At 46.9% G+C, this 24,562-nt stretch carries 27 protein-coding genes; 22 read left to right on the plus strand and 5 right to left on the minus strand.

What is annotated here, in order from left to right:
* The first annotated feature begins 18 nt into the window (after positions 1 to 18).
* Positions 19 to 504 (plus strand): CinA family protein, encoded by a 486-nt coding sequence (locus tag DRW07_RS02355; RefSeq protein WP_124026271.1) that lies wholly within the window; start codon positions 19 to 21, stop codon positions 502 to 504.
* 141 nt (positions 505 to 645) lie between these two features.
* Complete coding sequence (recA, locus tag DRW07_RS02360) at positions 646 to 1,680, plus strand: recombinase RecA (protein WP_124026272.1); 1,035 nt, start codon at positions 646 to 648, stop codon at positions 1,678 to 1,680.
* A 56-nt stretch (positions 1,681 to 1,736) separates the two neighbouring features.
* Here recA and DRW07_RS02365 read toward each other — a convergent pair whose 3' ends face one another.
* Positions 1,737 to 2,036, minus strand: coding sequence for an EscU/YscU/HrcU family type III secretion system export apparatus switch protein (locus tag DRW07_RS02365; RefSeq protein WP_124026273.1), 300 nt, complete (start codon positions 2,034 to 2,036; stop codon positions 1,737 to 1,739).
* Entirely contained in the window at positions 2,033 to 4,069 is a 2,037-nt protein-coding gene (gene fliK / locus DRW07_RS02370; RefSeq protein WP_124026274.1) for a flagellar hook-length control protein FliK, read from the minus strand. Before fliK ends, DRW07_RS02365 begins: the two co-directional genes overlap by 4 nt.
* 73 nt (positions 4,070 to 4,142) lie before the next feature.
* Here fliK and ccmA point away from each other — a divergent pair, with 73 nt between their 5' ends.
* The 10 genes from ccmA to DRW07_RS02420 are packed head-to-tail and all read left to right on the plus strand — an operon-like array spanning position 4,143 to position 11,978.
* Complete coding sequence (gene ccmA, locus DRW07_RS02375) at positions 4,143 to 4,772, plus strand: cytochrome c biogenesis heme-transporting ATPase CcmA (protein WP_124026275.1); 630 nt, start codon at positions 4,143 to 4,145, stop codon at positions 4,770 to 4,772.
* Between the two features lie 29 nt (positions 4,773 to 4,801).
* Entirely contained in the window at positions 4,802 to 5,446 is a 645-nt protein-coding gene (gene ccmB, locus DRW07_RS02380; RefSeq protein ID WP_124026828.1) for a heme exporter protein CcmB, read from the plus strand.
* Positions 5,446 to 6,189, plus strand: a complete 744-nt coding sequence (locus DRW07_RS02385) for a heme ABC transporter permease (protein ID WP_124026276.1) — start codon at positions 5,446 to 5,448, stop codon at positions 6,187 to 6,189. The genes ccmB and DRW07_RS02385 overlap by 1 nt, the downstream gene beginning before the upstream one ends.
* Before the next feature lies 1 nt (position 6,190).
* On the plus strand, positions 6,191 to 6,391 hold the full coding sequence (gene ccmD, locus DRW07_RS02390) for a heme exporter protein CcmD (protein ID WP_124026277.1): 201 nt from the start codon (positions 6,191 to 6,193) through the stop codon (positions 6,389 to 6,391).
* Complete coding sequence (ccmE, locus tag DRW07_RS02395; RefSeq protein WP_124026278.1) at positions 6,388 to 6,852, plus strand: cytochrome c maturation protein CcmE; 465 nt, start codon at positions 6,388 to 6,390, stop codon at positions 6,850 to 6,852. The genes ccmD and ccmE overlap by 4 nt, the downstream gene beginning before the upstream one ends.
* A 3-nt stretch (positions 6,853 to 6,855) precedes the next feature.
* On the plus strand, positions 6,856 to 8,856 hold the full coding sequence (locus tag DRW07_RS02400) for a heme lyase CcmF/NrfE family subunit (protein ID WP_124026279.1): 2,001 nt from the start codon (positions 6,856 to 6,858) through the stop codon (positions 8,854 to 8,856).
* The gene (locus DRW07_RS02405; protein ID WP_124026280.1) at positions 8,853 to 9,446 is read left to right on the plus strand and encodes a redoxin family protein; all 594 of its coding nucleotides are present in this window, start codon (positions 8,853 to 8,855) and stop codon (positions 9,444 to 9,446) included. The genes DRW07_RS02400 and DRW07_RS02405 overlap by 4 nt, the downstream gene beginning before the upstream one ends.
* A complete protein-coding gene (locus DRW07_RS02410; RefSeq protein WP_124026281.1) occupies positions 9,443 to 9,919 on the plus strand; it encodes a cytochrome c-type biogenesis protein in 477 nt (158 codons plus the stop codon). The genes DRW07_RS02405 and DRW07_RS02410 overlap by 4 nt, the downstream gene beginning before the upstream one ends.
* Positions 9,920 to 9,924: 5 nt before the next feature.
* The gene (gene ccmI, locus DRW07_RS02415; protein ID WP_124026282.1) at positions 9,925 to 11,157 is read left to right on the plus strand and encodes a c-type cytochrome biogenesis protein CcmI; all 1,233 of its coding nucleotides are present in this window, start codon (positions 9,925 to 9,927) and stop codon (positions 11,155 to 11,157) included.
* Complete coding sequence (locus DRW07_RS02420; protein WP_240630483.1) at positions 11,157 to 11,978, plus strand: MlaA family lipoprotein; 822 nt, start codon at positions 11,157 to 11,159, stop codon at positions 11,976 to 11,978. The genes ccmI and DRW07_RS02420 overlap by 1 nt, the downstream gene beginning before the upstream one ends.
* Before the next feature lie 2 nt (positions 11,979 to 11,980).
* Here DRW07_RS02420 and galE read toward each other — a convergent pair whose 3' ends face one another.
* The 3 genes from galE to DRW07_RS02435 form a co-directional block, all read right to left on the minus strand.
* Positions 11,981 to 13,000, minus strand: a complete 1,020-nt coding sequence (gene galE, locus DRW07_RS02425; RefSeq protein ID WP_124026283.1) for a UDP-glucose 4-epimerase GalE — start codon at positions 12,998 to 13,000, stop codon at positions 11,981 to 11,983.
* Between the two features lie 18 nt (positions 13,001 to 13,018).
* On the minus strand, positions 13,019 to 13,318 hold the full coding sequence (locus DRW07_RS02430; RefSeq protein ID WP_124026284.1) for a DUF6170 family protein: 300 nt from the start codon (positions 13,316 to 13,318) through the stop codon (positions 13,019 to 13,021).
* 63 nt (positions 13,319 to 13,381) lie between these two features.
* Positions 13,382 to 14,902: a peptide MFS transporter gene (locus DRW07_RS02435; RefSeq protein ID WP_124026285.1), complete on the minus strand. Its 1,521-nt coding sequence runs from the start codon at positions 14,900 to 14,902 to the stop codon at positions 13,382 to 13,384.
* A gap of 122 nt (positions 14,903 to 15,024) precedes the next feature.
* Here DRW07_RS02435 and rfbA point away from each other — a divergent pair, with 122 nt between their 5' ends.
* The 10 genes from rfbA (at position 15,025) to DRW07_RS02485 (ending at position 24,561) form a co-directional block, all read left to right on the plus strand.
* Positions 15,025 to 15,906: a glucose-1-phosphate thymidylyltransferase RfbA gene (rfbA, locus tag DRW07_RS02440; protein ID WP_124026286.1), complete on the plus strand. Its 882-nt coding sequence runs from the start codon at positions 15,025 to 15,027 to the stop codon at positions 15,904 to 15,906.
* Positions 15,907 to 16,455, plus strand: coding sequence for a dTDP-4-dehydrorhamnose 3,5-epimerase (gene rfbC, locus DRW07_RS02445; RefSeq protein ID WP_124026287.1), 549 nt, complete (start codon positions 15,907 to 15,909; stop codon positions 16,453 to 16,455).
* A 2-nt stretch (positions 16,456 to 16,457) separates the two neighbouring features.
* Positions 16,458 to 17,333 carry a dTDP-4-dehydrorhamnose reductase gene (gene rfbD, locus DRW07_RS02450; protein WP_124026288.1) on the plus strand — a complete coding sequence of 292 codons (876 nt, stop codon included), beginning with the start codon at positions 16,458 to 16,460 and terminating at the stop codon, positions 17,331 to 17,333.
* A gap of 9 nt (positions 17,334 to 17,342) precedes the next feature.
* The gene (gene rfbB / locus DRW07_RS02455) at positions 17,343 to 18,416 is read left to right on the plus strand and encodes a dTDP-glucose 4,6-dehydratase (RefSeq protein ID WP_124026289.1); all 1,074 of its coding nucleotides are present in this window, start codon (positions 17,343 to 17,345) and stop codon (positions 18,414 to 18,416) included.
* Between the two features lie 231 nt (positions 18,417 to 18,647).
* A complete protein-coding gene (gene wecA / locus DRW07_RS02460) occupies positions 18,648 to 19,715 on the plus strand; it encodes a UDP-N-acetylglucosamine--undecaprenyl-phosphate N-acetylglucosaminephosphotransferase (protein WP_124026290.1) in 1,068 nt (355 codons plus the stop codon).
* A 43-nt stretch (positions 19,716 to 19,758) separates the two neighbouring features.
* Entirely contained in the window at positions 19,759 to 20,112 is a 354-nt protein-coding gene (locus DRW07_RS02465; protein ID WP_124026291.1) for a hypothetical protein, read from the plus strand.
* Between the two features lie 5 nt (positions 20,113 to 20,117).
* A complete protein-coding gene (locus DRW07_RS02470; RefSeq protein ID WP_205665346.1) occupies positions 20,118 to 21,941 on the plus strand; it encodes a polysaccharide biosynthesis/export family protein in 1,824 nt (607 codons plus the stop codon).
* A 15-nt stretch (positions 21,942 to 21,956) separates the two neighbouring features.
* Entirely contained in the window at positions 21,957 to 22,748 is a 792-nt protein-coding gene (locus DRW07_RS02475) for an ABC transporter permease (protein WP_124026293.1), read from the plus strand.
* A complete protein-coding gene (locus DRW07_RS02480; RefSeq protein WP_124026294.1) occupies positions 22,745 to 23,395 on the plus strand; it encodes an ABC transporter ATP-binding protein in 651 nt (216 codons plus the stop codon). The genes DRW07_RS02475 and DRW07_RS02480 overlap by 4 nt, the downstream gene beginning before the upstream one ends.
* Positions 23,392 to 24,561 carry a KpsE/RkpR family capsule polysaccharide export protein gene (locus DRW07_RS02485; protein ID WP_165870368.1) on the plus strand — a complete coding sequence of 390 codons (1,170 nt, stop codon included), beginning with the start codon at positions 23,392 to 23,394 and terminating at the stop codon, positions 24,559 to 24,561. The genes DRW07_RS02480 and DRW07_RS02485 overlap by 4 nt, the downstream gene beginning before the upstream one ends.
* Position 24,562: the final 1 nt, after the last annotated feature.

Here is a 24,562-nt window from a genome sequence, read left to right on the forward strand (position 1 = left end):
AGTCGAGGAGAAATGTTCATGCTAAAGGAGCGGCAACAACAGCTTGAAGTACTGGCACAAACTTTGAGTGAAAAAAAATGGACGGTAACCTGTGCCGAGAGCTGCACAGGCGGTGGATTAGCGTTTGCCTTTACGTCTGTTTCAGGCAGCTCAAACTGGTTTTCCCAAAGTTGGGTTACCTATTCTAATGACGCTAAAATTAATCGTTTGGGCGTCGATGAGGACATCATCGAACGCTATGGTGCTGTGTCAATGCAAACCGTAAAACAAATGGCCACTGGGGCTAGACGCGAGGCCGCGGCAGACATCGCCGTGTCGATTAGTGGCATCGCAGGACCCGGAGGGGGAAGCAAAGAAAAACCGGTGGGACTGGTGTGGTTCGGTTTTGCGTTTGCAGACTACACACTGTGCGAAAAGCAGGTGTTTGATGGTGGACGGCAACGGGTCAGAGAGCAGGCAATTGACTTTGCGATACAAAAACTGATCCAGGGATTAGTTGAATAATGGGCCTCTCGACACCACAATACCTTTGCACGTAAAAGAAATCACAAAACCACTGTTTACAACTGTATGGTTATACAGTATCTTGTGCAAAAACGTGGTTACCCACTCACGACATTAACGCATTTATACGGATGACACCCTGTGGACGAAAATAAATCTAAAGCTCTCTCTGCTGCATTAGGTCAGATAGAAAAACAATTTGGTAAAGGTACTATCATGCGCTTGGGCGATAACCAAGCCATGGATATAGAATCAGTCTCTACGGGGTCACTTAGCATCGATATCGCGTTGGGTATTGGTGGCTTGCCCTGTGGCCGTATTGTTGAAATCTACGGGCCGGAATCTTCAGGTAAAACCACCCTGACTTTACAGGTGATCGCTGAAGCACAAAAGAAAGGAAAAACGTGTGCGTTTGTCGATGCAGAGCATGCTCTCGATCCCATCTACGCAGAAAAGCTGGGTGTAAACATTGATGAGCTCCTTGTCTCTCAGCCAGACACTGGCGAGCAAGCGCTAGAGATTTGTGACATGTTGGTTCGCTCAGGTGCGGTAGATGTGGTGATTGTTGACTCGGTAGCCGCACTAACACCAAAAGCCGAAATTGAAGGTGATATGGGTGATTCACACGTGGGTCTGCAAGCCAGACTTATGTCGCAGGCGCTGAGAAAATTAACGGCAAACATCAAAAAGTCTAACACTCTGTGTATCTTTATTAACCAAATACGTATGAAGATTGGGGTGATGTTTGGTTCACCAGAAACGACAACAGGTGGTAATGCTCTAAAATTCTATTCCTCTGTTCGTTTGGATATTCGTCGCATAGGTTCAATCAAAGAAGGCGATGAAATTGTCGGTAACGAAACGCGCGTTAAAGTGGTGAAAAATAAAGTGGCTCCGCCATTTAAACAGGCAGAGTTCCAAATCTTATACGGCGAAGGTATTTGCAAAGAAGCTGAGCTTATCGACATCGGAGTGAGCCAAAAATTCGTTGAAAAAGCCGGTGCTTGGTACAGTTACAACGGTGATAGAATTGGTCAGGGTAAAGCGAACGTAGTTAAATACCTTCGTCAGAACCCAGACACAGCTAATGAACTAGAGCAACGCATTCGTGAAACATTGCTATTGTCCAAGACTATTGCAGATGAAGAAGGCGAAGCGAAAGAAGAGCTCTTGTAAGAACAAAACCGGAACTTCCCCGTTCCTCTTTGTGCCCACTTGCCCGGTGGGCTTTTTTATGCCTCCCAACCTGTGTCGTGCTTGCCTTGCAAATAGTGAGAATAGGCAATGAGTTCGGCGATGACCATATAGAGTTCCTCTGGAATATCCTGGCCTAAATCAAGCAAGGATAAAAATTCCATCAAATAGGGATCTTCGTGTACTAATACGCCAGACGCCTGCGCTAATTCGAGAATGGACTCAGCCAATTTACCTTCACCTTTGGCAATAACCTTAGGTGCCACCTTCTTATCGTAGTCTTCGCCCGAACCGGGTGAGTATTTTAGGCCGATGGCTCTTTTTGTTTTTTCGATCATACCCGTGTTTCCAGTAACTGGATGGATTTGTCGGCCAGTGAAGCGGGTATCACGCCCGTTTGCACACGCGCAGTATTAATGTTTATGCCTTTGTTTTTCAATCTTTGTTCAAGCTGATGCAAGGTCGCTTTTATTTTTTTAATTAGTGGCTGAGATTCCGTGTATAAGTCTATTGACACTGTGTCGCCTTGTAGCCGGGTTTTGGCTAGCATACTGCCGAGATCGCCTACATCAAGCTTCATGGTCAAGTGCCAAAAGGCTTGTTTTACCTGACGTTTCTCGCTGTCTTTTTCATCTTGGTATTCACGTTTTATCAATAATTCTACAGGCGACTTACTGCCAAAGAGTGCAGGCAGTACATAGTGCAATTGGTCCTGACCATTCAAGGACGAATCGGCTTGTCTCAGTTTTGCTTGTTGGTGCCCAGCTAGCAGGCTGGCTATCTGTTTTAACAGCCTGGACTCATTGGCAGATGGGGTTGTCTCTGCACGAGGCCTTTGTGTTGTCCCTCCTTTTTCAGTGGTTTTCTTTTCCCCATTGCTCGCTTGCGCATCAGCCATTGCCTGTGAGGCTCTGGTTTGGGTACGGTTTGCCGTGAAAACTTGTAATATCACGAGGAGGGTGGCAACAAAATTACCACTGGTATTTGCCTGTGCAGAAACCGCGTTAATGGCATTCATACTGATAGGCAGGGCGTCAGTGGTAAGAATACGTTTTAGCATGCTCTCAGTGCCGACTGGCTCAGCTGCCTTGATCGTGGCGTCAGATTTTTTTGATTCCTGGGGCACTACCTCTGAAACGGAATGAACATTTATCTCTTTCGCTGTCCATTGGGCAAGGCTCTCTTTGAGTTTAACTGGTACTGTTTGTGCTTTTAATACCCGTTCAGTCATCGAGGTTATAGACTCCATTGATACCTGTTTATCCTGCATCGGTAGTGTTTGTCTAATGAGTGGAACCAGTAGACCATGAACCAATTGTTTTTGGTCGACAGACATATTGGCGAGCAAATCTGCTTTTGTTAATGGGCCACTCTTGGACAGGCCCTGAAATACAGACTCGATAGCATTCACATTTTCTTGTTTATACACCTTAGCTGCGGGTAATGAATTGGCCAATGCTGTAGCCTTCCACAGATTTGCATTTGCAATACTTGGCAAAGTGTCTGCATTTATGGGTGATATGGAGGGGGACACCTGAGGAAATGTGAGTAAGGGTGTTGTGACAGACTGACTCAGTGCCATTTTACCTTCGTTGATGTGTACCCGGCTTAACAGCGACGCCTGTGCGTTTGGCGCTGACGGTTGAGTATGAAGTGTCTTTAATTTTGGCAAAGACAAGGTTAATCCGGATGTTTTAAGTAAATGCAGCATCAATGCGTCATAACTGCTAGAACGTGATGACAACGATGTTAGTTTTACCTGGTTTTCTCCGGGGTTTTCCCACATCACAGAAAGTTGTTTGCCAGAGGGAGAAAATATCAAATCGACGGTATCGCCACTTCGCGGACGTTTTGGCGGGTTATCTACCGGTATGGTTAATGGCACAGCAGTTTTGTCTTTTGTCGTAACCACTAAAACAGAAGGCGTACTTTTTTCTACCTTTACTTTAAGACTGACTCTGTCTTCAGCTGACTCAGGTACGCGTGCCCTGATCGCACTGAGGAGAGAGGTAAAGCTTTCTTTTTGTTGCAACATGGGTTTAACAATACTGCTGCTTCGTTGATAGCTTACAAGCACATTCTGTGACTTGTTAGCGTCGGTAGAGTCAGACAAAGACGCAACGAAAAACTGCTGGTTTTTGCCTTCTGGGAGCACTACCTTAGCGGCGTCTGTTTGCAAGGTTATTTTAGTTGTGGGCAATTGAAGAATAAGCTGGCTCTTGTCAGTCTGTTGAACGGACACTTTTGATGCCGCCAATAGCAGAGACAACTGGCTAAGCTGCTGCTCGGTTAGTGCGTTAACAGGAAGCACTTTGTCGGCAGGCGGCATGGATGATAAAAAGGTTTGCATATTGGTATTATCGGCAGTCACACGCTTTTATCAACTATGGTACACTTGCACTGTTTATTTTAGTCGTAGGTTGTTGAAAAAGTGAGCAAATACAGTGGCTGACTTAATCGCGCAGAAACTGATGTGCATAAAGCGAGACAGAGTGCTGTTTGAAGCATTGGATTTTTCGTTGGGCGCAAAGCAAATTGTGCACCTTAAAGGTCCGAATGGCGCGGGTAAAACCAGCTTTCTTCGAATATTAGCCGGATTAGCGACAGCCACTGAAGGTGTCGTGAAATACAAAGAAAAGAATATAGAAAGTGCAGGTCATGACTTTTATACGTCAACCTTATACATCGGGCATAAAAGTGGTTTGAATAGTGCGCTAACGGGTATTGAAAATACCCAGTTTTGGGCAAATCAGCACGGTATTGATATATCGCAAAGCGAGATTATTGCGCTCTTAGGTATGATCGGACTAGCAGGGCTTGAGGACTTGCCTGTCGCGCACTTGTCTGCCGGTCAGCAACGTCGGGTAAGTTTGTTGCGATTGTGGCTTAAATCACAGGCAAGAATCTGGTTGTTAGATGAGCCTTTTACTGCACTGGACGTTCAGGGTGTGGCCTTGATTGAAAAGAAAATACAGGAACACGCGGAGTCCGGGGGCAGTGTGCTGATCACATCGCATCAGGCGTTGCAGCCGCACCCTTTGAAAAGTGAATTTATGTTGGAGTATCGGTTTTGAGTTCGTCATTTAGCATTATTAATGGCGTGATGAGAAGAGACCTAATACTGGCGTTTCGTCAGAAGGCGGAATTGGCTCAACCCCTTATGTTTGTGCTTATGGTGGTGACCCTTTTCCCGCTTGGTGTGGGTCCTTCTCCTGAACTTTTGCAGCGCATTGGCCCAGGGATCATTTGGATTGCTGCCATCTTGTCAGGTCTGATGGGAATGGAGCGAATGTTCAGGGACGATTATCACGATGGTAGTACAGAGCAAATGTTGGTTAGTGGTATGCCAATGGTGTTGGTCTCTGCAGCAAAGATTTTTTGTCACTGGTTGGTCAGTTTCGTCCCTTTGATCATTCTTACGCCGTTACTCGCGGTTTTCTTGAACCTCACTTGGGACATGACAGTCGCCCTGATGATTACCTTGCTTATTGGCACGCCCGTATTGTCGATGTTAGGCGCTATTGGCGTGGCGTTAACCGTTGGATTACGCAAAGGCGGGCTTATTCTGTCACTGTTGCTGATACCGGTATTTATACCGTTGCTAATTTTTGCCACATCAGCCATCGAAAGTGCGTCAATGCGATTACCTTACCTGCCCCAGCTTGCTATTATGGGCGCAATTTTGTTATTGACCGCGGCACTAGCGCCTGTTGCGGTTTCCTATGCACTAAAAGTGAGTCAACACTAATGTGGAAGTGGTTTAGCCAATATGCAAAGCCAGAAAAAGCCTACCAGCTTTGTGGCACTCTGTTCAGATGGTTCTGGTTACCTTCGTTGTTATTGATCCTGGTGGGTACTGTATGGGGGCTGGTGTTCGCGCCGCAAGATTACCAGCAAGGTGATTCCTTTCGCATTATTTATATTCATGTGCCCAGTGCTCTTTTGTCAATGAGTGCCTACGTAGCTATGGCGGTAGCCGCCTTAGTGGGGCTGGTGTGGCAGTGGCGGACCGCCTATATGGCGATGATCGCGATTGCACCTGTGGGTGCTGTGATGACTTTTATCGCTTTATTTACAGGGGCTGCTTGGGGCAAACCTATGTGGGGCACCTGGTGGATATGGGATGCGAGACTAACCTCACAACTCATTCTCCTGTTTTTATACTTAGGAGTCATCGCGTTATACAGCGCCTTCGACGATAAACAACAGGGTGGCAAAGCTGCAGGCATTATGGCTTTGGTAGGCGTGGTCAATATTCCCATTATTCACTATTCGGTTGAGTGGTGGAACACTCTGCATCAAGGCGCCACGATCACCAAGTTTGATAAGCCCTCAATTGCGCCCGAGATGCTGTGGCCACTGCTCATTAACCTACTGGGTTTTGCGCTTTTTGTGGCAGCGGTATCCATTAAGCGAATGCGCAACGAAATCGTTCGGCGTGAAATTCATCGTCCCTGGATTAAGTCTTTGTTTTTAGAGAATGAGAAGTAGCATGCAGTTTGACAGTTTGTCTGCCTTTTTAGAGATGGGAGGCTATGGCTTCTTTGTATGGTTGGCATTTGGTGTCACCTTAGGTGCCATGATTTTACTAGTCGTACAGTCTTCGTTGGATACTAAGCATCTTGAAAAAGAGATAAAAGATACCCACGCCAGAAAAGCCAGAATGCGCGCTGCTGCGAAGGAGGGGCTATGAATCCAAGAAGAAAGCAGCGTTTGACCATAGCACTGGCAGCCTTGGTGTTAATTGGCGGTGCCATCGGCCTGATGTTGTATGCACTAAATGAAAATATAGACTTGTTCTATACCCCAACAGAAATTATTGATGGCAAAAATGGTCAGAAGCCCTACGTTGGTCAACGTTTGAGAATTGGCGGTTTGGTGGTGCCGGGCTCGGTATCTCGGGATCAAGAGAGCCTTGCGGTGATTTTTAAGCTAATAGACACAGGACCACAGGTTGAAGTGCGATTCAATGGCATCCTGCCTGATTTGTTCAGAGAAGGGCAGGGCATTGTTGCTACAGGTACCTTAACGTCGCCTACCACCATTACAGCAGATGAAGTGCTGGCCAAACACGACGAAGAATATATGCCGCCAGAATTGGCTGAAAAGCTAAAAGGCATTAAGCATGTTAAGCCAAGTGAAGCAGAGTATTAAACCATGATCCCAGAATTAGGTAATATTGCGCTAACGGTTGCCCTGGTGATGGCTATCTTGCTGTCAGTGTATCCATTGTGGGGCGCGCAGACCAATAACCCAAAGCTCATGGCTACCGCCAGACCCCTTGCGGTCGGACTTTTTACGTTTACGGCCATTGCTTACTTTTGCCTGACCTACGCCTTTTTAACCGACGATTTTAGCGTGGCGTACGTGGCGCAGAACTCTAACACACTGTTGCCCGATTATTACAAAATAACCGCGGTTTGGGGGGGGCACGAAGGCTCTTTTCTGTTGTGGGTCCTGATGTTGTCGATTTGGACAGTGGCGGTTGCCTGGTTCAGCCGTGGGATACCTCAGGCTATGGTATCCAGGGTACTAGCCGTATTGGGTATGGTCAGTATTGGATTTTATTTGTTTATGTTGTTGACCTCTAACCCGTTCGACAGCATGTTGCCCTTCTTCCCTGTTGACGGGCGTGATATGAACCCCTTGCTACAGGATTTCGGGATGATCATTCATCCTCCTTTGCTTTATATGGGATATGTGGGCTTTTCCGTCGCCTTTGCTTTTGCCGCGGCCGCACTTATTTCTGGGCAACTTGATTCTACCTGGGCACGCTGGTCAAGACCTTGGGTTATTTCAGCCTGGGCCTTTCTCACCGCCGGTATAGCGCTTGGCAGTTGGTGGGCCTACTACGAACTAGGCTGGGGCGGATGGTGGTTCTGGGACCCTGTTGAAAACGCCTCCTTTATGCCTTGGTTAGTGGGCACAGCCTTAATGCACTCGCTGGCGGTCACCGAAAAACGCAAGGTATTCAAATCGTGGACGGTCCTGTTGGCCATCGCGACCTTTTCTCTGTGTCTATTAGGTACTTTCTTAGTGCGTTCTGGGGTCATTGTATCAGTCCATGCGTTTGCGAGCGATCCAACACGTGGATTATTCATTTTGGGAATATTGGTTACCCTGAGCGGTGCAGCATTGGGTCTGTATGCATTCAGGGCACGCTCATTGAGAAGTACCGGAAAATATAAACTCTTTTCGCGGGAAGTGCTTCTGGTGGGGAATAACCTGTTTTTGTGTGCTGCGACACTGGTTGTGTTGCTTGGCACACTCTTACCATTAGTGCACAAAGAGCTGGGATTGGGAACCATCTCAGTGGGCGCCCCGTTTTTTAACCAAATGTTTACTCTGTTGGTAGTGCCCTTTGTCTTCATTTTAGGTCTAGGGCCCTTGACGCGCTGGAAGCGACAATCTGCACAAGCATTACAAAAGCAGCTATTGCTCGCCTTTGGGCTGGCGATGAGTGCAGGTGTACTGATTAATCTGAGCTATGATTCACCAACTTATATGGCGGGGCTTGGTTTGGTCCTGAGTTTTTGGATCCTGATAACCACGGTACAAGAAGTGTTGCAGCGCATTGAATCTATGCCGCAAGACTCCACCATGAGCAAACTGAAAAAACTGACCCCGAGTCACTGGGGCATGGTGTGTGGGCATGTGGGATTCGCAATCACCTTAATCGGCATTACCTTGGTAAGTAATTACGAGATGGAACGTGATGTTCGCATGTTGCCCGGAGAGCGTGTGACATTGGGTGGATATGAATTTGATTTCACCGGCGTGAAACCCAAGCAAGGTCCAAATTTTACCACTGAAATCGGCATCTTTGATGTGTACCGAAACGGTGAATTTGTCGTGCATTTAGAGCCGGAAAAGCGCTTTTATACAGTACAACGTATGACGATGACAGAGGCGGGTATCCACTCAACGCTGGCCAAAGATTTATTTATTGCGCTGGGCGAGCCGCTGGATGATGGCGCTTGGGCGGTTCGCGTTTATATCAAACCGTTTGTGGTATGGATTTGGCTGGGCGCAGGTATCATGGCTCTCGGTGGCGTATTGTCAATCAGTGACAAGCGCTACAGACTGACCAAGGTAGCGCGGCTCAAATCGCAGCTCGGCTTTTCAGCAAAGCCGGTAGAGCAGGCGGTGAATTCATGAAAAAGGTTACTTTGTTTCTCATTCCGTTGGTGTTGTTCGCTGGCCTTGTGGTGTTCTTGTTTCAGGGGTTGTTTTCAGACCCCCGTGAACGGGGCTCAATGGTGGTAGATAAACCCATACCTGCATTTTCGTTACCCGACCTTATGCATCCTGATTTGCACTACACGCCTGCCGTATTTGAAGGCCAGATAACCCTGCTCAATGTGTGGGGTGTGTGGTGTGTTACTTGTGCTGTAGAGTTGCCATACCTGACACAACTTGTTGAGCAAGAAAACCTGCGCATTGTCGGACTTTATTACGATCAGGATCTAGACCCTGACTTTGGCACAAAAACCGTAACTGGTGTTCAGCAAGAAGTAAAAAACATGCTCAATCGCTTCGGTAATCCATACTCCTTTAACATTTTTGATGTCTATCGGGATTTATCGCTCGACTTAGGGGTGACAGGTGCACCGGAGCACTTTTTGATCGATCAGCACGGGGTTATAAGATTGCATCACGTAGGTGATATTAATGAAAGGGTATGGAAAAATAAAATTGCACCCGTTGTTGCGCAGTTAAAACGTGAAATGGGGAGCAGCGACTCATGAAAACGTTTTTCTGTGCGGTAGTCCTAACTACGATAGTGTTGCTGTCAGGTGGGTATGCATATGCAGCGGATGACAACTACGCGTTCGAAGACCCAAAACAAAGAGAAACATTTCTCAGGCTGACTGCCGAACTGCGCTGCCCCATGTGTCAAAATCAAAATATCGCTGACTCCGACGCCATGATTGCCCATGACATGCGCCGCAAGGTGTATCAATTAATGCAGCAAGGGAAGTCAGAGCAAGAAGTGATTGAATTCATGCGTGCACGATATGGTGATTTTGTGCATTACCAGCCGCCTGTTACCCCTGCTACCTCATTGTTATGGCTCATTCCTATAGGTTTTGTACTTATTGGCGGCGTGGCTTTCATTGCTAGGCGTTTCTACAGTCCAACGGATAAACAGGAGCAGGAAGGCAACGACGAGGCGATGGCGCTGGCCGAAGCAAATAGAATACTGGAAGAGGAAAAATAAACAGTATGTCATTAGGCGAATTTTACGCACTTGCTGCGGCATTTGTGGTCTTGGCCATTGTGATCATTGTGTTGCCATTGACGCTTGCGCGCAGCAGTAAAGCGCGCGATGCACTGACCAATGCACAATTGGTAAAAGGGCGTTTGCAAGAAATAGAACGCGAAGTCGCAGAGGGCGTGCTTGGCAAGGAAGATAAGGCAAATGCGGAAAAGGAAGTGAAGCTTGCCTTGGTGGATGAGCGTCAGGAAACCAAAGCGCTGTCTTCTGTGAGTGTGGGTGTCATGCTATTTGGCGCATTGGTCGCAATTAGTGTGGGTGCTTGGGTCTATGCAAACGTCAATCACTTAGACGGCGTTATGGATGCCGCGCAGGCGCCAGAAAACTTACAAAGTCTGAGTGCCAAATTGCTTGATCCTGAACTGGCACAAACCATCCAACCAGATGATATCCAACAGTTGGCGCTGGCGCTACGGCTGAGACTGAGAGACGAGCCCGAGGATGCCCAAGGGTGGATGTTTCTTGGAAGACTCAGGGTAACATTGGGTCAGTTGGAAGAATCCGTTGCCGCTTATGAGCGTTCTTTGCAACTAAGACCTGACAATACGCCAACCAGAGTGAGTTATGCTCAGGCGCTTATGATGACTAATCAGGAAGCGTCGCTTAAAAAGGCACAAAATGAACTATCTGCTTTGTTGGCGCAATCGCCCGACAATGACAATTTAGCGCTTATGATGGCAGTCACATCCGCCCAGTTGGGTGACGCTGAAATTGCACAGGCCAATTTTGATAAAATTAAAGACAAGCTAGCCCCTGATAACCCCATGCGCCAAACGCTTGAGCAAAGACTGGCGGAGCTCGGTGGTGTTGCCAAGGCTGATCAGGACAACAGAGCACTTGAAATCACGGTTGACATTGCTGAGGCACTTCGCGGACAGGTTCCTGAGAGCGGCTTTTTGGTGGTGTTTGCCCGGAGTGGTGAGGCTAAGCAGGGCATGCCAATTGCCGTGAAGCGACAAGCGATAACAGGTTTCCCTATCACGCTAACGCTGAGTGACAGTGACGCAATGTTACCAGAATTAACACTTTTTAACTTTGATGCGGTGAACTTAACTGCGAGAATATCCAATACACCAGATGTTAGCGCTCAGGCAGGTGACTTGGAGGGAAATCTCGTGATCACAAGTATTGCAACCGGGCCAAACAGCTACACAATCGAAATTAACAAGGAAATTCAGTAGTGAAGCATTTTTATACACTCGTGCTGTTAGGTGCGTTGATGGGGCTGGGCGGTTGTGCGGCAAACACAGCAGAGCAGCAAGCGGCGGCAACACAAAATCAAGCCTCAGAGAGTGATCCAAGAGACCCTCTAGAGCCCGTTAACCGTGTTATTTGGGATATAAACTGGGACATCCTTGATAAATATCTGTTAAGGCCGGCATCTGTTGCCTACACCACTGTGATGCCCGATTTTGCAAGGACTGGCTTACTTAATGCTGCGGAAAACTTAGAAGAGCCCGGCAATATGGTGAATAACTTTTTGCAAGGTAAAGGGGAAGCGGGTTTTACGAGTCTGTCGCGCTTCTTATTAAACAGCACATTCGGTGTCTTTGGATTGTTTGATGTGGCGACCAATGTGGGGCTGACTGTTGAAGACGAAGACTTTGACGAGGTATTGGGTGTATGGGGAATTGAAAACGGGCCTTTCCTTATGCTGCCTGCAGCAGGACCCAACGATGTCAGGGGTGTCGTTGGCGGAGTCGTTGACAACACCTACTACCCGATGGCAATCCTTAACAGCAACTTTACCCTGGCGCGGTGGCTGATCACTACGCTAGAAACCCGAGCGTCGCTCATTGCTCAAGAAGAGCAGATCAAAAGTTCACCTGACAGCTATGCGTTTATTAAAAATGCCTACTTTCAAAATAAGCTATTTCAGGTGACGGATGGGAAAATTCAGGAGCCGGCAATCGATGACGCCCAGTTAGACGATTTCGAAGAGTTTGAATCTATGCTGGACGATATCGACACATCAAAAGAAGAGAAAAAGAACAACAAATAGGGCTACTTTTCGTAGCCCATTGGGTTTGCTGATTGCCAGCGCCATGTGTCTTGGCACATGGTTTCTAGCCCCAACTCAGCCGTCCAGTTAAGTTCTTTGGCGGCGAGGGTTGGGTCTGCATAACAAGACGCCACATCGCCACTGCGTCGGGGTGCAATACGGTAGTTAATGGCTTTACCACTGGCATCCTCAAATGCTTTTACCATTTCCAGAACGCTGTATCCTTGGCCTGTACCCAAGTTGTAAACATCCAGACCCATGTTGAGGGCAAGCCTGTCTACAGCCCTTAAATGACCATTAGCCAGATCAACAACGTGAATATAGTCCCTGACACCGGTACCGTCAGGCGTGTCGTAGTCATCACCAAAAACACTGAGCTGCTTCAGCTTGCCAGAGGCAACCTGAGAGATGTAAGGCATCAGATTGTTTGGAATACCATTTGGATCCTCACCGATACGCCCTGAGCTATGTGCACCCACGGGGTTAAAGTAGCGCAACAGCACTATGTTCCATTCATTGTCGGCCTTGTACAAATCAGTAAGAACATGCTCAACCATGAGCTTAGACATGCCGTAAGGGTTAGTAGGTGTGCCTGTAGGCAAATCTTCGCGCAATGGCAATACCGTGGGATCGCCATATACCGTTGCTGATGAGCTGAAAACCAAGTTTTTTACATTGGCTTCCCGCATGGCGTTACATAAGGTTAGCGTTCCGTAAACGTTGTTGTGATAGTACTCAAGTGGCATTTGGACTGATTCACCCACGGCTTTTAAGCCTGCAAAATGAATGACCGCATCCACCTTGTGTTCACTGAACGTTGCGTTGAGCAGGATTTCATCGCGGATATCCCCTTCAATGAAGGTGACCTTTTTTCCGGTAAGTGCTTCAACACGACTCAATGACTCTGGACTGGCGTTACACAAGTTATCTAACACAACTACCTTGTAGCCTTGCTCAAGTAGTTGTAGCACGGTATGGCTACCAATATATCCGGCTCCGCCAGTGACTAATATCGTTTTCACGCTTACTCCTTTAGTTCGCTAATTTTGTGATTGCTGTGGGTCGGCTAGGTACTTTGCTGCCAGTGTGTACTGCATGGGACGCACGAAAAAAGGGTACAGCAAAATCACGAGGCCTGCCCACAAAATAGACGTCCAATCTGTTGCTGTGCGCAAAATAAGTGCAAATACAGGGACGATCACTAGTAGTTTAAATACATTTAACAGCGTTTTTTCTGGCACAGAGAGCTTCGCCGTTGCCTCATTGATTTTTTCAACGCGCTCTGTCAACGACAAATGGCGTAATTGAGGAATTTGTATCGTAGAGAAATAAAACTGCATGGGATGTCAGTACTAAAAGGCCACCTTAATGGTGGCCATGTTAGCGTATTTCAGCCGGCGTTGCTAAGAAGCATTTTCACCCTGAGTGGCTTGTTGACTTTCGGCCAGCTTTTCCCACTTGCCCGACGCAAAAGAGAGGGCAAAAAGCACAAGCCCTACGGCTGAGCTGAATAAGAAAATTTGTAAGAATAAGCTGGGCATTTGGTCAATGGCCTCAGGGTCAAAGCGGCCGGCAAACAAACCCGCCACTATGCTTCCCATTGCGTAAGTCAAAATGAATACGCCAAACATCTGACCGGCAAAACGTTTCGGAGACAGTTTGCTTACTGCACTCAAGGCTACGGGACTCAAGAACAATTCACCCACCGTATGAAGGAAGTAAGTACTAACTAGAAAATAAGGAGCAGCTTTAAGTCCACTGGCGGCTACCTGAGCGGCAAAAAACATCACAATAAAGCCAGTGCCCATAATTATGAGCCCCAATGCACATTTTAGTGAATAACTGGGTTCAATCATGCGCTTGCCAAGGGCCATCCACATGTACGCAAAGAAAGGAGACAACACAATAATAAAAAATGAGTTTGCACTTTGGAACCAAGCTGGCGGTATTTCAAATGTACCCAGCATTCTGTCCGTGTAGTCACGGCCAAACAGATTCAGTGAAGAACCCGCTTGCTCAAAGCCCGCCCAAAAACAGATAGACGCGATACAAATGAGGAAAAGTGCCCACATGCTTCTTTTTTCGGCGTAGTCCAGATTACCTGTTACATAGATGTAGCCGAAATACCCTAGGAAAACGAGCCCGATGATCACAGCAACATTTTGAGCAACAAAAGTTGGGTCAAACGAGAGGTTTCCCGTCATCAAGAGTCCACCCACTACGACAGTCAGGGCGAGAAAAGCCACGATCGTGATATATACATTGCGTGTTGCTGTTGCTGAGAGGGGTTGATTGGGTTTATCAAGAATGCCTTCAATGTTTGCACTTGAAAGCCGGTAATAAATCAGGCCCAGGCCCATGCCAACAGCGGCAGCGCCAAATGCCCAGTGATAGCCCATGGAGACTTGTAACCAACCACATACCATGTACCCAATAATTGAGCCGATGTTGATGCCCATGTAATAGATGGTATAGGCACTGTCTCTGCGTTGGTCTTCAGGCGAATACATGGCGCCCACAAGCGCGCTAATATTGGGCTTTAATAAGCCGGTCCCCAGCACTACAAATACTAAACCAACAAAAAACGTGTGATGTGAGGGAATAGCAAGAATAATATGTCCCATCATGATAATGATGCCGCCATACCACACCGCTTTTTGGCTGCCAAATACGCGGTCAGCCAGCCAACCCCCTGGTAGTCCGAAAAAATAAACTGCACCGGTATACAGGCCATAAATGGCCGATGCGGCCGCTACTGTCATGCCCAGGCCTTCTTCCTGGATTGATGCTGTCATAAAGAGTACGAGCAGGGCGCGCATACCGTAATAACTCATTCGCTCCCACATTTCTGTGGCAGAAACAGTGATAAGACCTTTGGGATGACCGAAAAATTGGGTGTTGTTACTGTTACTATTATTATTCATATTTTTATCGTTGTTTTATTGAACAGACTTTCTCATTATGCACGAGTGCCAAAATGAGGTCGAGAAAATATGTGTCAAGCGATATACTCTCGCTTTTTCTCAGGTCGCGCAGGAGCAATACTATGCAACGCAAGGGTATTATTTTAGCCGGAGGGGCGGGGTCTCGGTTACATCCGCTCACTCAGGTTGTCAGTAAACAACTAATGCCCGTGTACGATAAGCCCATGATTTACTATCCGTTGTCCACATTGATGTTGGCTGGGATAAGGGACATTCTGATTATTTCGACGCCTGAAGAATTACCGCGGTTTCAGCAGCTACTGGGCGACGGTAGTCAATTAGGCGTCAATATTTGCTATGCGCCACAACCTTCTCCAGACGGCTTAGCGCAAGCGTTTATTATTGGTGAAGCGTTTATTGCGAATGACCCAGTAACTCTGATCTTGGGTGACAACATTTTTTACGGTCATGAGTTGCAGGATATGCTTACGTCTCTTGCGAAGGAGCCAACCGGCGCTACCGTGTTTGGTTATCATGTTAATGATCCGGAACGGTATGGCGTGGTCGAGTTCGATGACGACTGGAATGCCGTGTCGATTGAAGAAAAACCGTCAAAGGCTAAATCGAACTATGCAGTCACAGGCTTGTATTTTTACGACAATCAGGTTGTCGATATTGCTAAAAATATTGCTCCTTCAGCCAGAGGCGAACTTGAGATCACAGATGTAAATAGCCAGTACCTAGCGGAAAAAAAGCTCAGAGTAAAATTAATGGGACGAGGGTCAGCATGGCTCGACACGGGGACAATAGACAGCTTGCTTGACGCGTCAAACTATATTGCCGCGATCGAGAAACGACAGGGCCTTAAAATATGCTGTCCTGAAGAAATAGCCTATCGAAAAGGCTTCATTAATAAAACCGAGCTTGAGGCACTGGCAGCGCCGCTGATTAAAAGTGGGTATGGTAAGTATCTGATCAAAATTTTAAACGAGAGAACAAAATAGATGGAAGTGATTGACGTTGCGTTAGGGGATGTAAAGCTTATTAAACCAAGGGTTTTTGGTGATGAGCGTGGCTTTTTTATGGAAACTTTTAGAGAGAGCTGGTTTAAGCAACACTGTGCCAATGAAACTTTGGTGCAGGACAATCACTCGTTATCACAGCAGGGAACGCTGCGCGGACTGCACTATCAAACCGAACAAACCCAGGGCAAATTAGTCCGCGTGGTCTCTGGGGAAGTATTTGATGTTGCCGTGGATATGCGTGAGTCATCACCCACGTTTGGTCAGTGGTATGGGGCGTATTTGTCAGCCGAAAACAAACATCAGTTATGGGTACCTGCAGGGTTCGCCCATGGCTTTTATGTAACCAGTGAGTCTGCCGAATTTGTCTACAAATGCAGCGACTATTATCACCCAGCCTCAGAAATATCCGTGCACTATGCCGATAAAGATATTGCTATTGATTGGCCATTAGTTGATGGTAAGGCGCCTTCTCTGTCAGCCAAAGATGAGGCTGGCGTGTCTTTTGCTGATGCATACAAGTTTAAGTAACCATGATTATTGTTATTGGAAAAAGCGGGCAGTTGGCTCAGGCATGCGCAGAACGGTTTACGCAATTGAGTGTGCCATTTGCGTGCTTAGGACGAACAGACATCGATGTGTTTGATCAAACTGCTATAGAACAAACGCTCAATAATTACTCAGATATCACCGCGATTATCAATGCGAGTGCATACACGGCAGTGGATAAGGCCGAAGAGGAGCGAGAGCAAGCATTGGCATTGAATTGTACCGCTGTTGGTTTGTTGAGTGATTATGCCAAAGGCCTCGGTGTGCCATTCATCCATATTTCTACCGACTATGTGTTTTCCGGCAAAGGTAACACGCCTTACTTACCTGATGATGCCTATCAACCTGTTAATGCCTATGGTGAAACAAAGATGCTTGGCGAGCGGGCCGCACTCTCTTGTTACCCAGAGGGCACCTGTATTTTACGTACCAGCTGGGTGTATTCAGAATTTGGCAACAATTTTGTTAAGACAATGCTCAGACTGTTTTCAGAGCGTGAACAGGTTAATGTGGTGATGGACCAAGTAGGCGCACCCACATCGGCGCACACACTGGCCAAAGCCTGCCATGAGGTGATTGTAAATTCGGTAACCGGTGTACACCACGTTTGTGATTTTGGTGTGACGAGCTGGTACGACTTTGCCATCGCTATTTATACACTGGCGCAGAAACAAGACTATGCATTTGGCGATGTTAGCATTCAGCCAATTGGCTCAGAGGCTTTTCCCACACCTGCTGCCAGACCCAATTATAGCGTACTGAGTACGGTCTCACTCAGACAGCAACTGCCAGATTTGCAGTTATCGCATTGGCAGGCTCCCTTGTCAGATGTCATAAAACGAATTCAACATACGAAGTGAACAATATACATGCAAGCAGCTAAATCTTTATTGGTAACCGGCGGCGCGGGTTTTATTGGCGTTAATTTTGTCCGTTACTGGCTAGAAAACTACCCCAAAGATCGCGTAGTAGTGTTAGACGCGCTCACCTATTCAGGTAACTACGAAAGCTTAAGACCAATAGAAGACAACCCTCAGTTTAGTTTTGTTCATGGCGATATTTGTGATCAGGTGTTGGTGGAAAATGTCATGCGTGAACACACCATCGATACCGTGGTGCATTTTGCGGCCGAGTCGCATGTAGACAAATCGATTACAGGGCCAAAGCAATTTATCACCACCAATATTATGGGTACCTTCTCGCTGCTTGAGGCTGCTCGAGCGCTGTGGTTAGGGGAAAGCCCTATTGTTTCAGCGCACCGATTTCATCACGTGAGCACGGATGAAGTCTACGGGACGCTGGAAGAAAATGACCCAGCGTTTAGCGAATCCACGCCTTACGCACCCAATTCACCTTATTCTGCCAGTAAAGCCGCCAGCGACCACTTAGTCAGAGCTTATTTGCATACCTATGGCCTACAGGTCACTACGAGTAACTGTTCTAATAATTATGGTCCGTACCATTTCCCCGAGAAGCTTATACCCTTGGTATTGACAAACATATTGTATGACAAAGCAATCCCTGTTTACGGAGATGGGAAACAAATACGCGATTGGCTATATGTTGAAGATCATGCCCGAGGCATTGATCTTATTCTCAACGAAGGGAAGGTGGGAGAGTGCTACAATATCGGTGGTATCAATGAATGGGCCAATATCGATATTGTGAATTTGTTGTGTCGCATGCTGAATAAGGCCTTTGTCAGCGACACGTCATTGCAGACACGTTTTCCACAAGCGACGAAAGCGGCTGCGGGCGACGCCGAGGCGCTCATTTCCTTTGTCACAGACAGGCCTGGCCATGACAGACGATACGCCATCGATCCAACAAAAAGTCAGACGCAGCTAAACTACGCGCCTAAGGAATCGTTTGAGACAGGCATTGCCAAAACGGTGTCATGGTATTTAGACAACCCTGAATGGTGGACGCCGCTGCTTAAGTAAATCCGCATAAAAGGCGCGTGTAAGCCTTAACTTAGGTCTTTTTAAGGTGGATTCTTGTGACTGAGTATTGCTATACTTCCGGTCGCATGGATGCATGGGACTGAAGTGGACGTATTTTAGACAAAATTATTTGGTACCTCATCGAAAATAGCCATACTGGTACCCACAAAAATAAAAACAATATTTTCGGGGTTAGGCACGCCGGAAACACCGCAAGGAACGTAAAACTTTATGTTTGCACACTTGGAATTTATTCCACTACTTATCGCTTTTTTTGTTGCGGTAATTCTCCTTATTCTCATGACGCCGTTTGCGCACCAGCTTGGTTTGGTCGACCATCCTGACACGCCGCGCAAGCAGCATGCTGGTGTTATTCCTCTAACTGGCGGGTTATCAATCTTTGGTGCCGTGTTAATTGCAAGCATTATGACCGATGTATGGATAAAAAATGGCTCGTGGTTCTTTACCGCTTCCTTTTTCATCGTTTTGCTAGGAATGCTGGACGATAAGTTTGATTTGAGTCCCAAGGGACGGTTGATTTGTCAGTTTTGTGTTGCTGCAATCATGGCATTGGCCGCACAAAACTACATCACATCCGTCGGCAATATTTTTGGTACCGGTGATACCACATTTGGCATTATGGGGTACTTCTTCACGCTAATCTGCGTGGTTGGCGTAATTAACGCATTTAATATGATAGACGGCATCGACGGGCTGGCCGGAGGGATCAGTCTTATAGTGCTGCTTGCAGTTGTATTTTTACTGGTTGCCGGGGGTAAGGGACAGGCCATAATGGCACCTATGCTGATCGTTGCTGCACTCGTGCCCTTTTTAGCGTTTAACCTAAGCTGGAAAGGGTTTAAGGGTAATAAGATATATATGGGCGACAGCGGCAGTATGTTCGTTGGCCTTACCATTGTATGGTTGATGGTAGATTTTACGCAGGGCCAGGATGCAGCTATGCGTCCGATTACCGCTGTCTGGATAATTGGCTTACCACTAATGGACATGGCAGCCATCATGTACCGCAGAGCCAGAAAGAAGCAATCGGTTCTCAAGCCTGACCGTCAGCATCTTCATTTTATTTTTATGCGTGCTGGATTGTCGCCGCGTCGCGCACTGGCAATGATCCTGCTATTGGGCGTCATGTACGCTGCTGTGGGAATTCTTGGGGAACTTTATCAGGTTTCTGAGTACATAATGTTCTGGAGTTTTATGGTGCTGTTGGTGGTATACAGCGCCGTATTGCAAAACATATGGACCATTCTACGGTTTGTTAGGCAAAAAACACGTGCTTAAGTGTTAAGCGTTATCATCCGAAAAAATAAGACTATCAAAGTTTATGTTTAGACAAACAATAATGATTGGTTGTGCTTTGGCAGTATTTGGCTGCTCTTCAGTTGTACAACCGGTCGCACAAGTATCATTGGTCGAAGCGCAAGAAGAGCAAGTGATTGCTGCTGACGACGCAATTCAACGCATTCTCAATACTAATGACTATGGCAGCAGCCAGGTTTATGCCGGTGAGTCATTTGTTGTGTCGCCGCGGTTTTTTTCTGCAAGAGGGGCTTATTGTCGAACGATGAGCAACAGCGTCCAATCAAAGCTGTTTTGTCAGTCGCAAAATGGCAACTGGTTTGAGGTGCCGTCTGTAATGTCGGAGCTCAATGCAAACGAAACCAGTGAGACAGAGTAATGAAAATGAATAAGTGGTTAGTATTGGTTTCAGTGCTGGTCTTAGCGTTTCCTGTGTCTGCACAGGTTAGCTTGCAAACGGTCACCGGTGCACAACAGAATGTGAATACCACGCAAGGCGTGTTTGGTGCACCCAATGTCACAGGTGGTGCGCAAAGCCTCTCCCGAGAGCAACTAATGCAGGCTCAATTGGCAGCACAGTCTCAGCAAATGGACTTGTCGCAATATATTCAGTCTAACGGCAATAGCACAGGCAGAAATTTCAATGCGCAACAGCAAATTGCCATGGCCGCCAACAGGGCAGACGATGGCAAACCAAAGCCGTATGGGCATAACCTGTTTACCAGTGGTTTTGTTGCTGAACGCAGTGACGGCTTAAACAGTCAATACAGAGTGTCGCCGGGCGATAAAATCGCCATGCAAATGTGGGGCGCAGTAGTGCGCTCTCAAATCATCACGGTCGATAATCAGGGAAATATCTTTGTGCCTGATGTTGGGCCTATCAGGGTGAAGGATATTCCGGCAACGCACTTAAATGCTGTGGTCACTGAAAGCATCAAGCAAATTTATCCCAATAACGTTAATGTGTATATTAACCTGCTTACAGCAACGCCAGTGAGTGTGTATGTTTCAGGCCCGGTACAACGTCCCGGCCAATACGCAGGTTTGGCGTCTGATTCAGTCCTGTTTTTTCTTATCAGCGCAGGTGGTATAGACCCACAAAGGGGTAGTTATCGGAATGTGTCTATCATTCGTGATGGTGAAACCTTGATCACTTATGATATCTATGATTTTCTCAAGAATGGAAAGCTAGAGAGCTTTTCGTTTAAAGACAACGATGTGGTGCTAGTGGCTGAGCAGGGGCCCATGATCACGGTAGAGGGTTCAGCTCGCTACCCCTTCAGGTTTGAACTGAAACCAGAGAGCCGCTCAGGTAGTGATTTGATCGCTTATTCCAGACCATTAAATAAAACAACCCATGTCGCGGTTACCGGCAATCGACCACACGGCCCTATTTCTGTGTATGTGCCCTTTGAAGAGTTTGAAGCGTTTGAAGTAGAAGACGGCGACGTTGTGCTGTTTAACGACGATATTCGTCCAAAAGTCATTAGTGTGCAAATATCGGGCAGTTATGAAGGGCCCTCGTTTTATTCGTTGAAAAAGGGCACACGCTTGGTTGATATGCTGAGTTATGTGGCCATCGATCCCGACTCTGCTAATTTTGAAAACGTGTATATCAAACGCAAGAGCGTTGCACAGCAGCAAAAGCAGTTACTTGAGCAATCATTGCAACGCTTGGAGCGGAGCGTATTCACTGCACCAGCATCGAGTGACGGTGAGGCGTTAATTCGCTCACGGGAAGCTCAGCTTGTTGCACAATTCATTGAACGCGCCCGAAAGGTAAAGCCGTTGGGTAAGGTGATTGTTGCCGACAACAACAACGTGGCGAACATTCGTCTCGAGCAGGGCGATGAAATAGTTATTCCTGAGCGCACAGATGTTATTCAGGTATCAGGTGAAGTCATGATGCCGCAGGCGTTGGTCTACAACGAAAATGCAAATATAGAAGACTATATTGCCTGGGCGGCCGGATTTACCGAACGTGCTGAAGCGGAGCAGGTGCTGGTTATTCATGCCAACGGTTTAAGCCGTTTCGTCACACTCGACAGCAATAACTTCTGGCTTGACGGCGATGGTGAAGCCACATTGAAACCCGGCGATCAAATTTTGGTATTGCCTAAAGTCGACACTAAGCTGATGCAAAGTGTTAAAGATATCACGCAAATTTTGTATCAAATAGCGGTTACAGCTAACGCTGTTATTGACTAGTAAGACGGGTGCGTCTTGTCAACAGTAACGCAACATAAACGGAACCGACTGGAAATATGGCGAGATGTTATTTTCGCTTTGTTTACCAGAGAAATTCGCACTGGCTTTAACGATAAGTTTGGCTTGAGTTGGGCCATCGTTAATCCGGTTGTGTTTATTGTGGTGCTGTCGTTTATTCGGGGTATTCTCAATGGCCCCTACACGCATACCTTGCCAACATTTTTGTTTATGTCAGTGGGTATTCTGTTTATACAAAGTTTTCTTAAAACGCTGCAAACGTGTGCCACATCGGTGCGCAGAAACAAGGCGTTATATGCCTTTAGGCAGGTACAGCCCATCAGCGCGGTGATTGCCTCTGCATTATTTGAAATTCTAGCCAAAATATTTACAGCTAGTGCGATCGTGGCCATTATGTATTTCCTTGGCTTGGAGTTGCAGATGGACAATGGACTGCTCTTTATTGCGAGCTTTTTTCTGCTGTTTCTTTTGGCCGCTGCGTTGGGTTTGTTATTTGGCATCATTGAGCTGTTTGTGCGGGAAATTGGGAAAGTACGAGAAATGGCATCACGCCCACTGTTTTTCATCTCGGCCAGTTTCTTTTCCTTGCAGGATATTCCTCGGGAGTTCTGGCCCTATCTGAACTGGAACCCCATATTGCATGCTATTGAACTTACCCGCTATTCCCTTATGCCTAGTTATGGTCTTGAAGGGGTGAGTTTGGGTTATCTGGCTGGGTCAGTATTAGTGACGTTATTCGCCGCATTGGCTGTTTATTTTATTTCCTGGAAACAGGCGATTAGCCGATGATTCGATTAGACAAAGTCACCAAGTTTTATCCCAGTAACTTGGGCGATCAGTATATTTTTCGTGACCTCAGCTTTGATATTCCCGGCGGCCACAACATTGCCATTCTCGGTTCAAATGGTTCGGGTAAATCTACCCTGTTTCGATTAATTGCAGGTAGTGAATACCCTAGCAGTGGTAGGATCATTACTGATCTCACTTTGTCATGGCCCGTAGCCTTGGCAACCGGTATTCACCCTGAAATGACTGGGCGTGAAAATGCGCGCTTCATTGGCAGAGTCAATGGGGTGACAGACCTTGCCGCCTATGAAGAAAGAATAAAACTATTCTCTGGGTTGGGTATTCACTTTGATCTCTTTGTTCGCGACTACTCCAGTGGTATGCGCTCCAGATTGGCGTTTGCCTGTTCTATCAGTATTGATTTTGACGTTTACCTGATAGATGAGGTGACATCGGTGGGTGATGCCAATTTCAGAAAGCGGGCGAAAGATGCCTTGCAGCGGATCAGTGATCACTCAAATGTCATTATGGTGAGTCACCAAATGAGTGAATTAAGAAAATTCTGTGACAGCGCCATTGTACTCGACAAAGGCGAGCTAACTTTTTATAACGATCTCGAAGAAGGGATCGAACGATATCAGGCTCTATGACTATGGAACAAACACCTAACACCGATGCACCACAGAGCAATCAGTTTGCAGTGATATTCAAGCGACCGCTAGTGAGCTTTGTATTGGTACCGCTACTGGTTTTTGCGTTTTACCAGGCATTTATGGCCTCTGACAGGTTTGTCAGCCACGCAAAAATTATTGTAAAAGAACAGGACTCTGCCGCGACGCTAGATTCATCATTGGCCTTATTGTCAGGTTTTGGTGTGAGTACCGGAAGCTCTGATACCGACTTGGTGCGCTCGTATATTTATTCCAATGACATGCTGGTGCATTTAGATGAGAAGCTGGATATTGTTGCCCATTATGCCAGTAGCGATTACGACATTTTCAGTCGCCTTGACAGTGAACCCAGTCGTGAAGACCTGCTAAGCTACTACGAAGACTATGTTAGCGTGGTCATTGACGACAAATCCCAGGTTATTGAGGTGTCTGTACAAGCATTTGAACCGGAATTTGCGCAGTTAATGACACAAACCATTGTTGAAAGGGCGGAGTGGTTTATCAATGAAATCAGCCGTGATTTAGCCAAAAAACAACTGGAGTTTGTGCAACGAGAACACCAGGTCGTTGACGACAGACTCAGCGATATCAAAGCAAAGCTGTTAGCGTTTCAAAGCCGTCATAACCTGCTCGACCCGCAAGTTGAAGGCATGGCTTTTCAACAAATCGCCTACACACTGGAAGCTGAAATTGCGGCGAAGCGCACACAGCTCAGATTGTTGCGAAGCAGTATGAGCGATACCGCACCGATGGTTATTCAGGCAAAAAGCGAGCTGGAGAGCTTAGAAGACCAATTGCAAAGCGAGCGAGCCAGGTTAACGCAGCAGGGCGGCTCAACAGCGGCCTTACCTGACGATGAGAAAAACCTGGGCATTGGAGAGCTATTGGCGAAATTTGGCGAGTATAAAATTGACCTTGAACTTGCATTACAGGCCTATGCGTCATCTCAAGTCTCTCTTGAAAAGTCTCGCATTGAGGCATACCGCCAAATAAAGTATCTGGTGACGGTGGAATCGCCCACCTTACCGGAAGAAGCTGAGCACCCCGAGCGCATTTACAATATTTCGTTATTCTTTGTTGTAAACCTGCTGCTATTTGGTGTGGCGCGCATTCTTATCGCGACAGTCAAAGAATTACGACGATAGG

Source organism: Paralteromonas sediminis (genome assembly GCF_003820355.1).
GTDB classification, from domain to species: Bacteria; Pseudomonadota; Gammaproteobacteria; order Enterobacterales; family Alteromonadaceae; genus Alteromonas_F; species Alteromonas_F sediminis.

Bases quoted from the DNA above. Each gene is read 5' to 3' on its own strand.
- ccmI (WP_124026282.1), top strand. From the start codon at position 9,925: ATGTCATTAGGCGAATTTTACGCACTTGCTGCGGCATTTGTGGTCTTG.
- DRW07_RS02485 (WP_165870368.1), top strand. From the start codon at position 23,392: ATGACTATGGAACAAACACCTAACACCGATGCACCACAGAGCAATCAG.
- ccmD (WP_124026277.1), top strand. From the start codon at position 6,191: ATGCAGTTTGACAGTTTGTCTGCCTTTTTAGAGATGGGAGGCTATGGC.
- DRW07_RS02365 (WP_124026273.1), bottom strand. From the start codon at position 2,036: ATGATCGAAAAAACAAAAAGAGCCATCGGCCTAAAATACTCACCCGGT.
- DRW07_RS02435 (WP_124026285.1), bottom strand. From the start codon at position 14,902: ATGAATAATAATAGTAACAGTAACAACACCCAATTTTTCGGTCATCCC.
- DRW07_RS02470 (WP_205665346.1), top strand. From the start codon at position 20,118: ATGAATAAGTGGTTAGTATTGGTTTCAGTGCTGGTCTTAGCGTTTCCT.
- ccmE (WP_124026278.1), top strand. From the start codon at position 6,388: ATGAATCCAAGAAGAAAGCAGCGTTTGACCATAGCACTGGCAGCCTTG.
- DRW07_RS02405 (WP_124026280.1), top strand. From the start codon at position 8,853: ATGAAAAAGGTTACTTTGTTTCTCATTCCGTTGGTGTTGTTCGCTGGC.
- rfbA (WP_124026286.1), top strand. From the start codon at position 15,025: ATGCAACGCAAGGGTATTATTTTAGCCGGAGGGGCGGGGTCTCGGTTA.
- rfbB (WP_124026289.1), top strand. From the start codon at position 17,343: ATGCAAGCAGCTAAATCTTTATTGGTAACCGGCGGCGCGGGTTTTATT.
- DRW07_RS02400 (WP_124026279.1), top strand. From the start codon at position 6,856: ATGATCCCAGAATTAGGTAATATTGCGCTAACGGTTGCCCTGGTGATG.
- DRW07_RS02480 (WP_124026294.1), top strand. From the start codon at position 22,745: ATGATTCGATTAGACAAAGTCACCAAGTTTTATCCCAGTAACTTGGGC.
- wecA (WP_124026290.1), top strand. From the start codon at position 18,648: ATGTTTGCACACTTGGAATTTATTCCACTACTTATCGCTTTTTTTGTT.
- DRW07_RS02385 (WP_124026276.1), top strand. From the start codon at position 5,446: ATGTGGAAGTGGTTTAGCCAATATGCAAAGCCAGAAAAAGCCTACCAG.
- ccmB (WP_124026828.1), top strand. From the start codon at position 4,802: ATGAGAAGAGACCTAATACTGGCGTTTCGTCAGAAGGCGGAATTGGCT.
- DRW07_RS02410 (WP_124026281.1), top strand. From the start codon at position 9,443: ATGAAAACGTTTTTCTGTGCGGTAGTCCTAACTACGATAGTGTTGCTG.
- DRW07_RS02430 (WP_124026284.1), bottom strand. From the start codon at position 13,318: ATGCAGTTTTATTTCTCTACGATACAAATTCCTCAATTACGCCATTTG.
- rfbD (WP_124026288.1), top strand. From the start codon at position 16,458: ATGATTATTGTTATTGGAAAAAGCGGGCAGTTGGCTCAGGCATGCGCA.
- DRW07_RS02465 (WP_124026291.1), top strand. From the start codon at position 19,759: ATGTTTAGACAAACAATAATGATTGGTTGTGCTTTGGCAGTATTTGGC.
- DRW07_RS02355 (WP_124026271.1), top strand. From the start codon at position 19: ATGCTAAAGGAGCGGCAACAACAGCTTGAAGTACTGGCACAAACTTTG.
- rfbC (WP_124026287.1), top strand. From the start codon at position 15,907: ATGGAAGTGATTGACGTTGCGTTAGGGGATGTAAAGCTTATTAAACCA.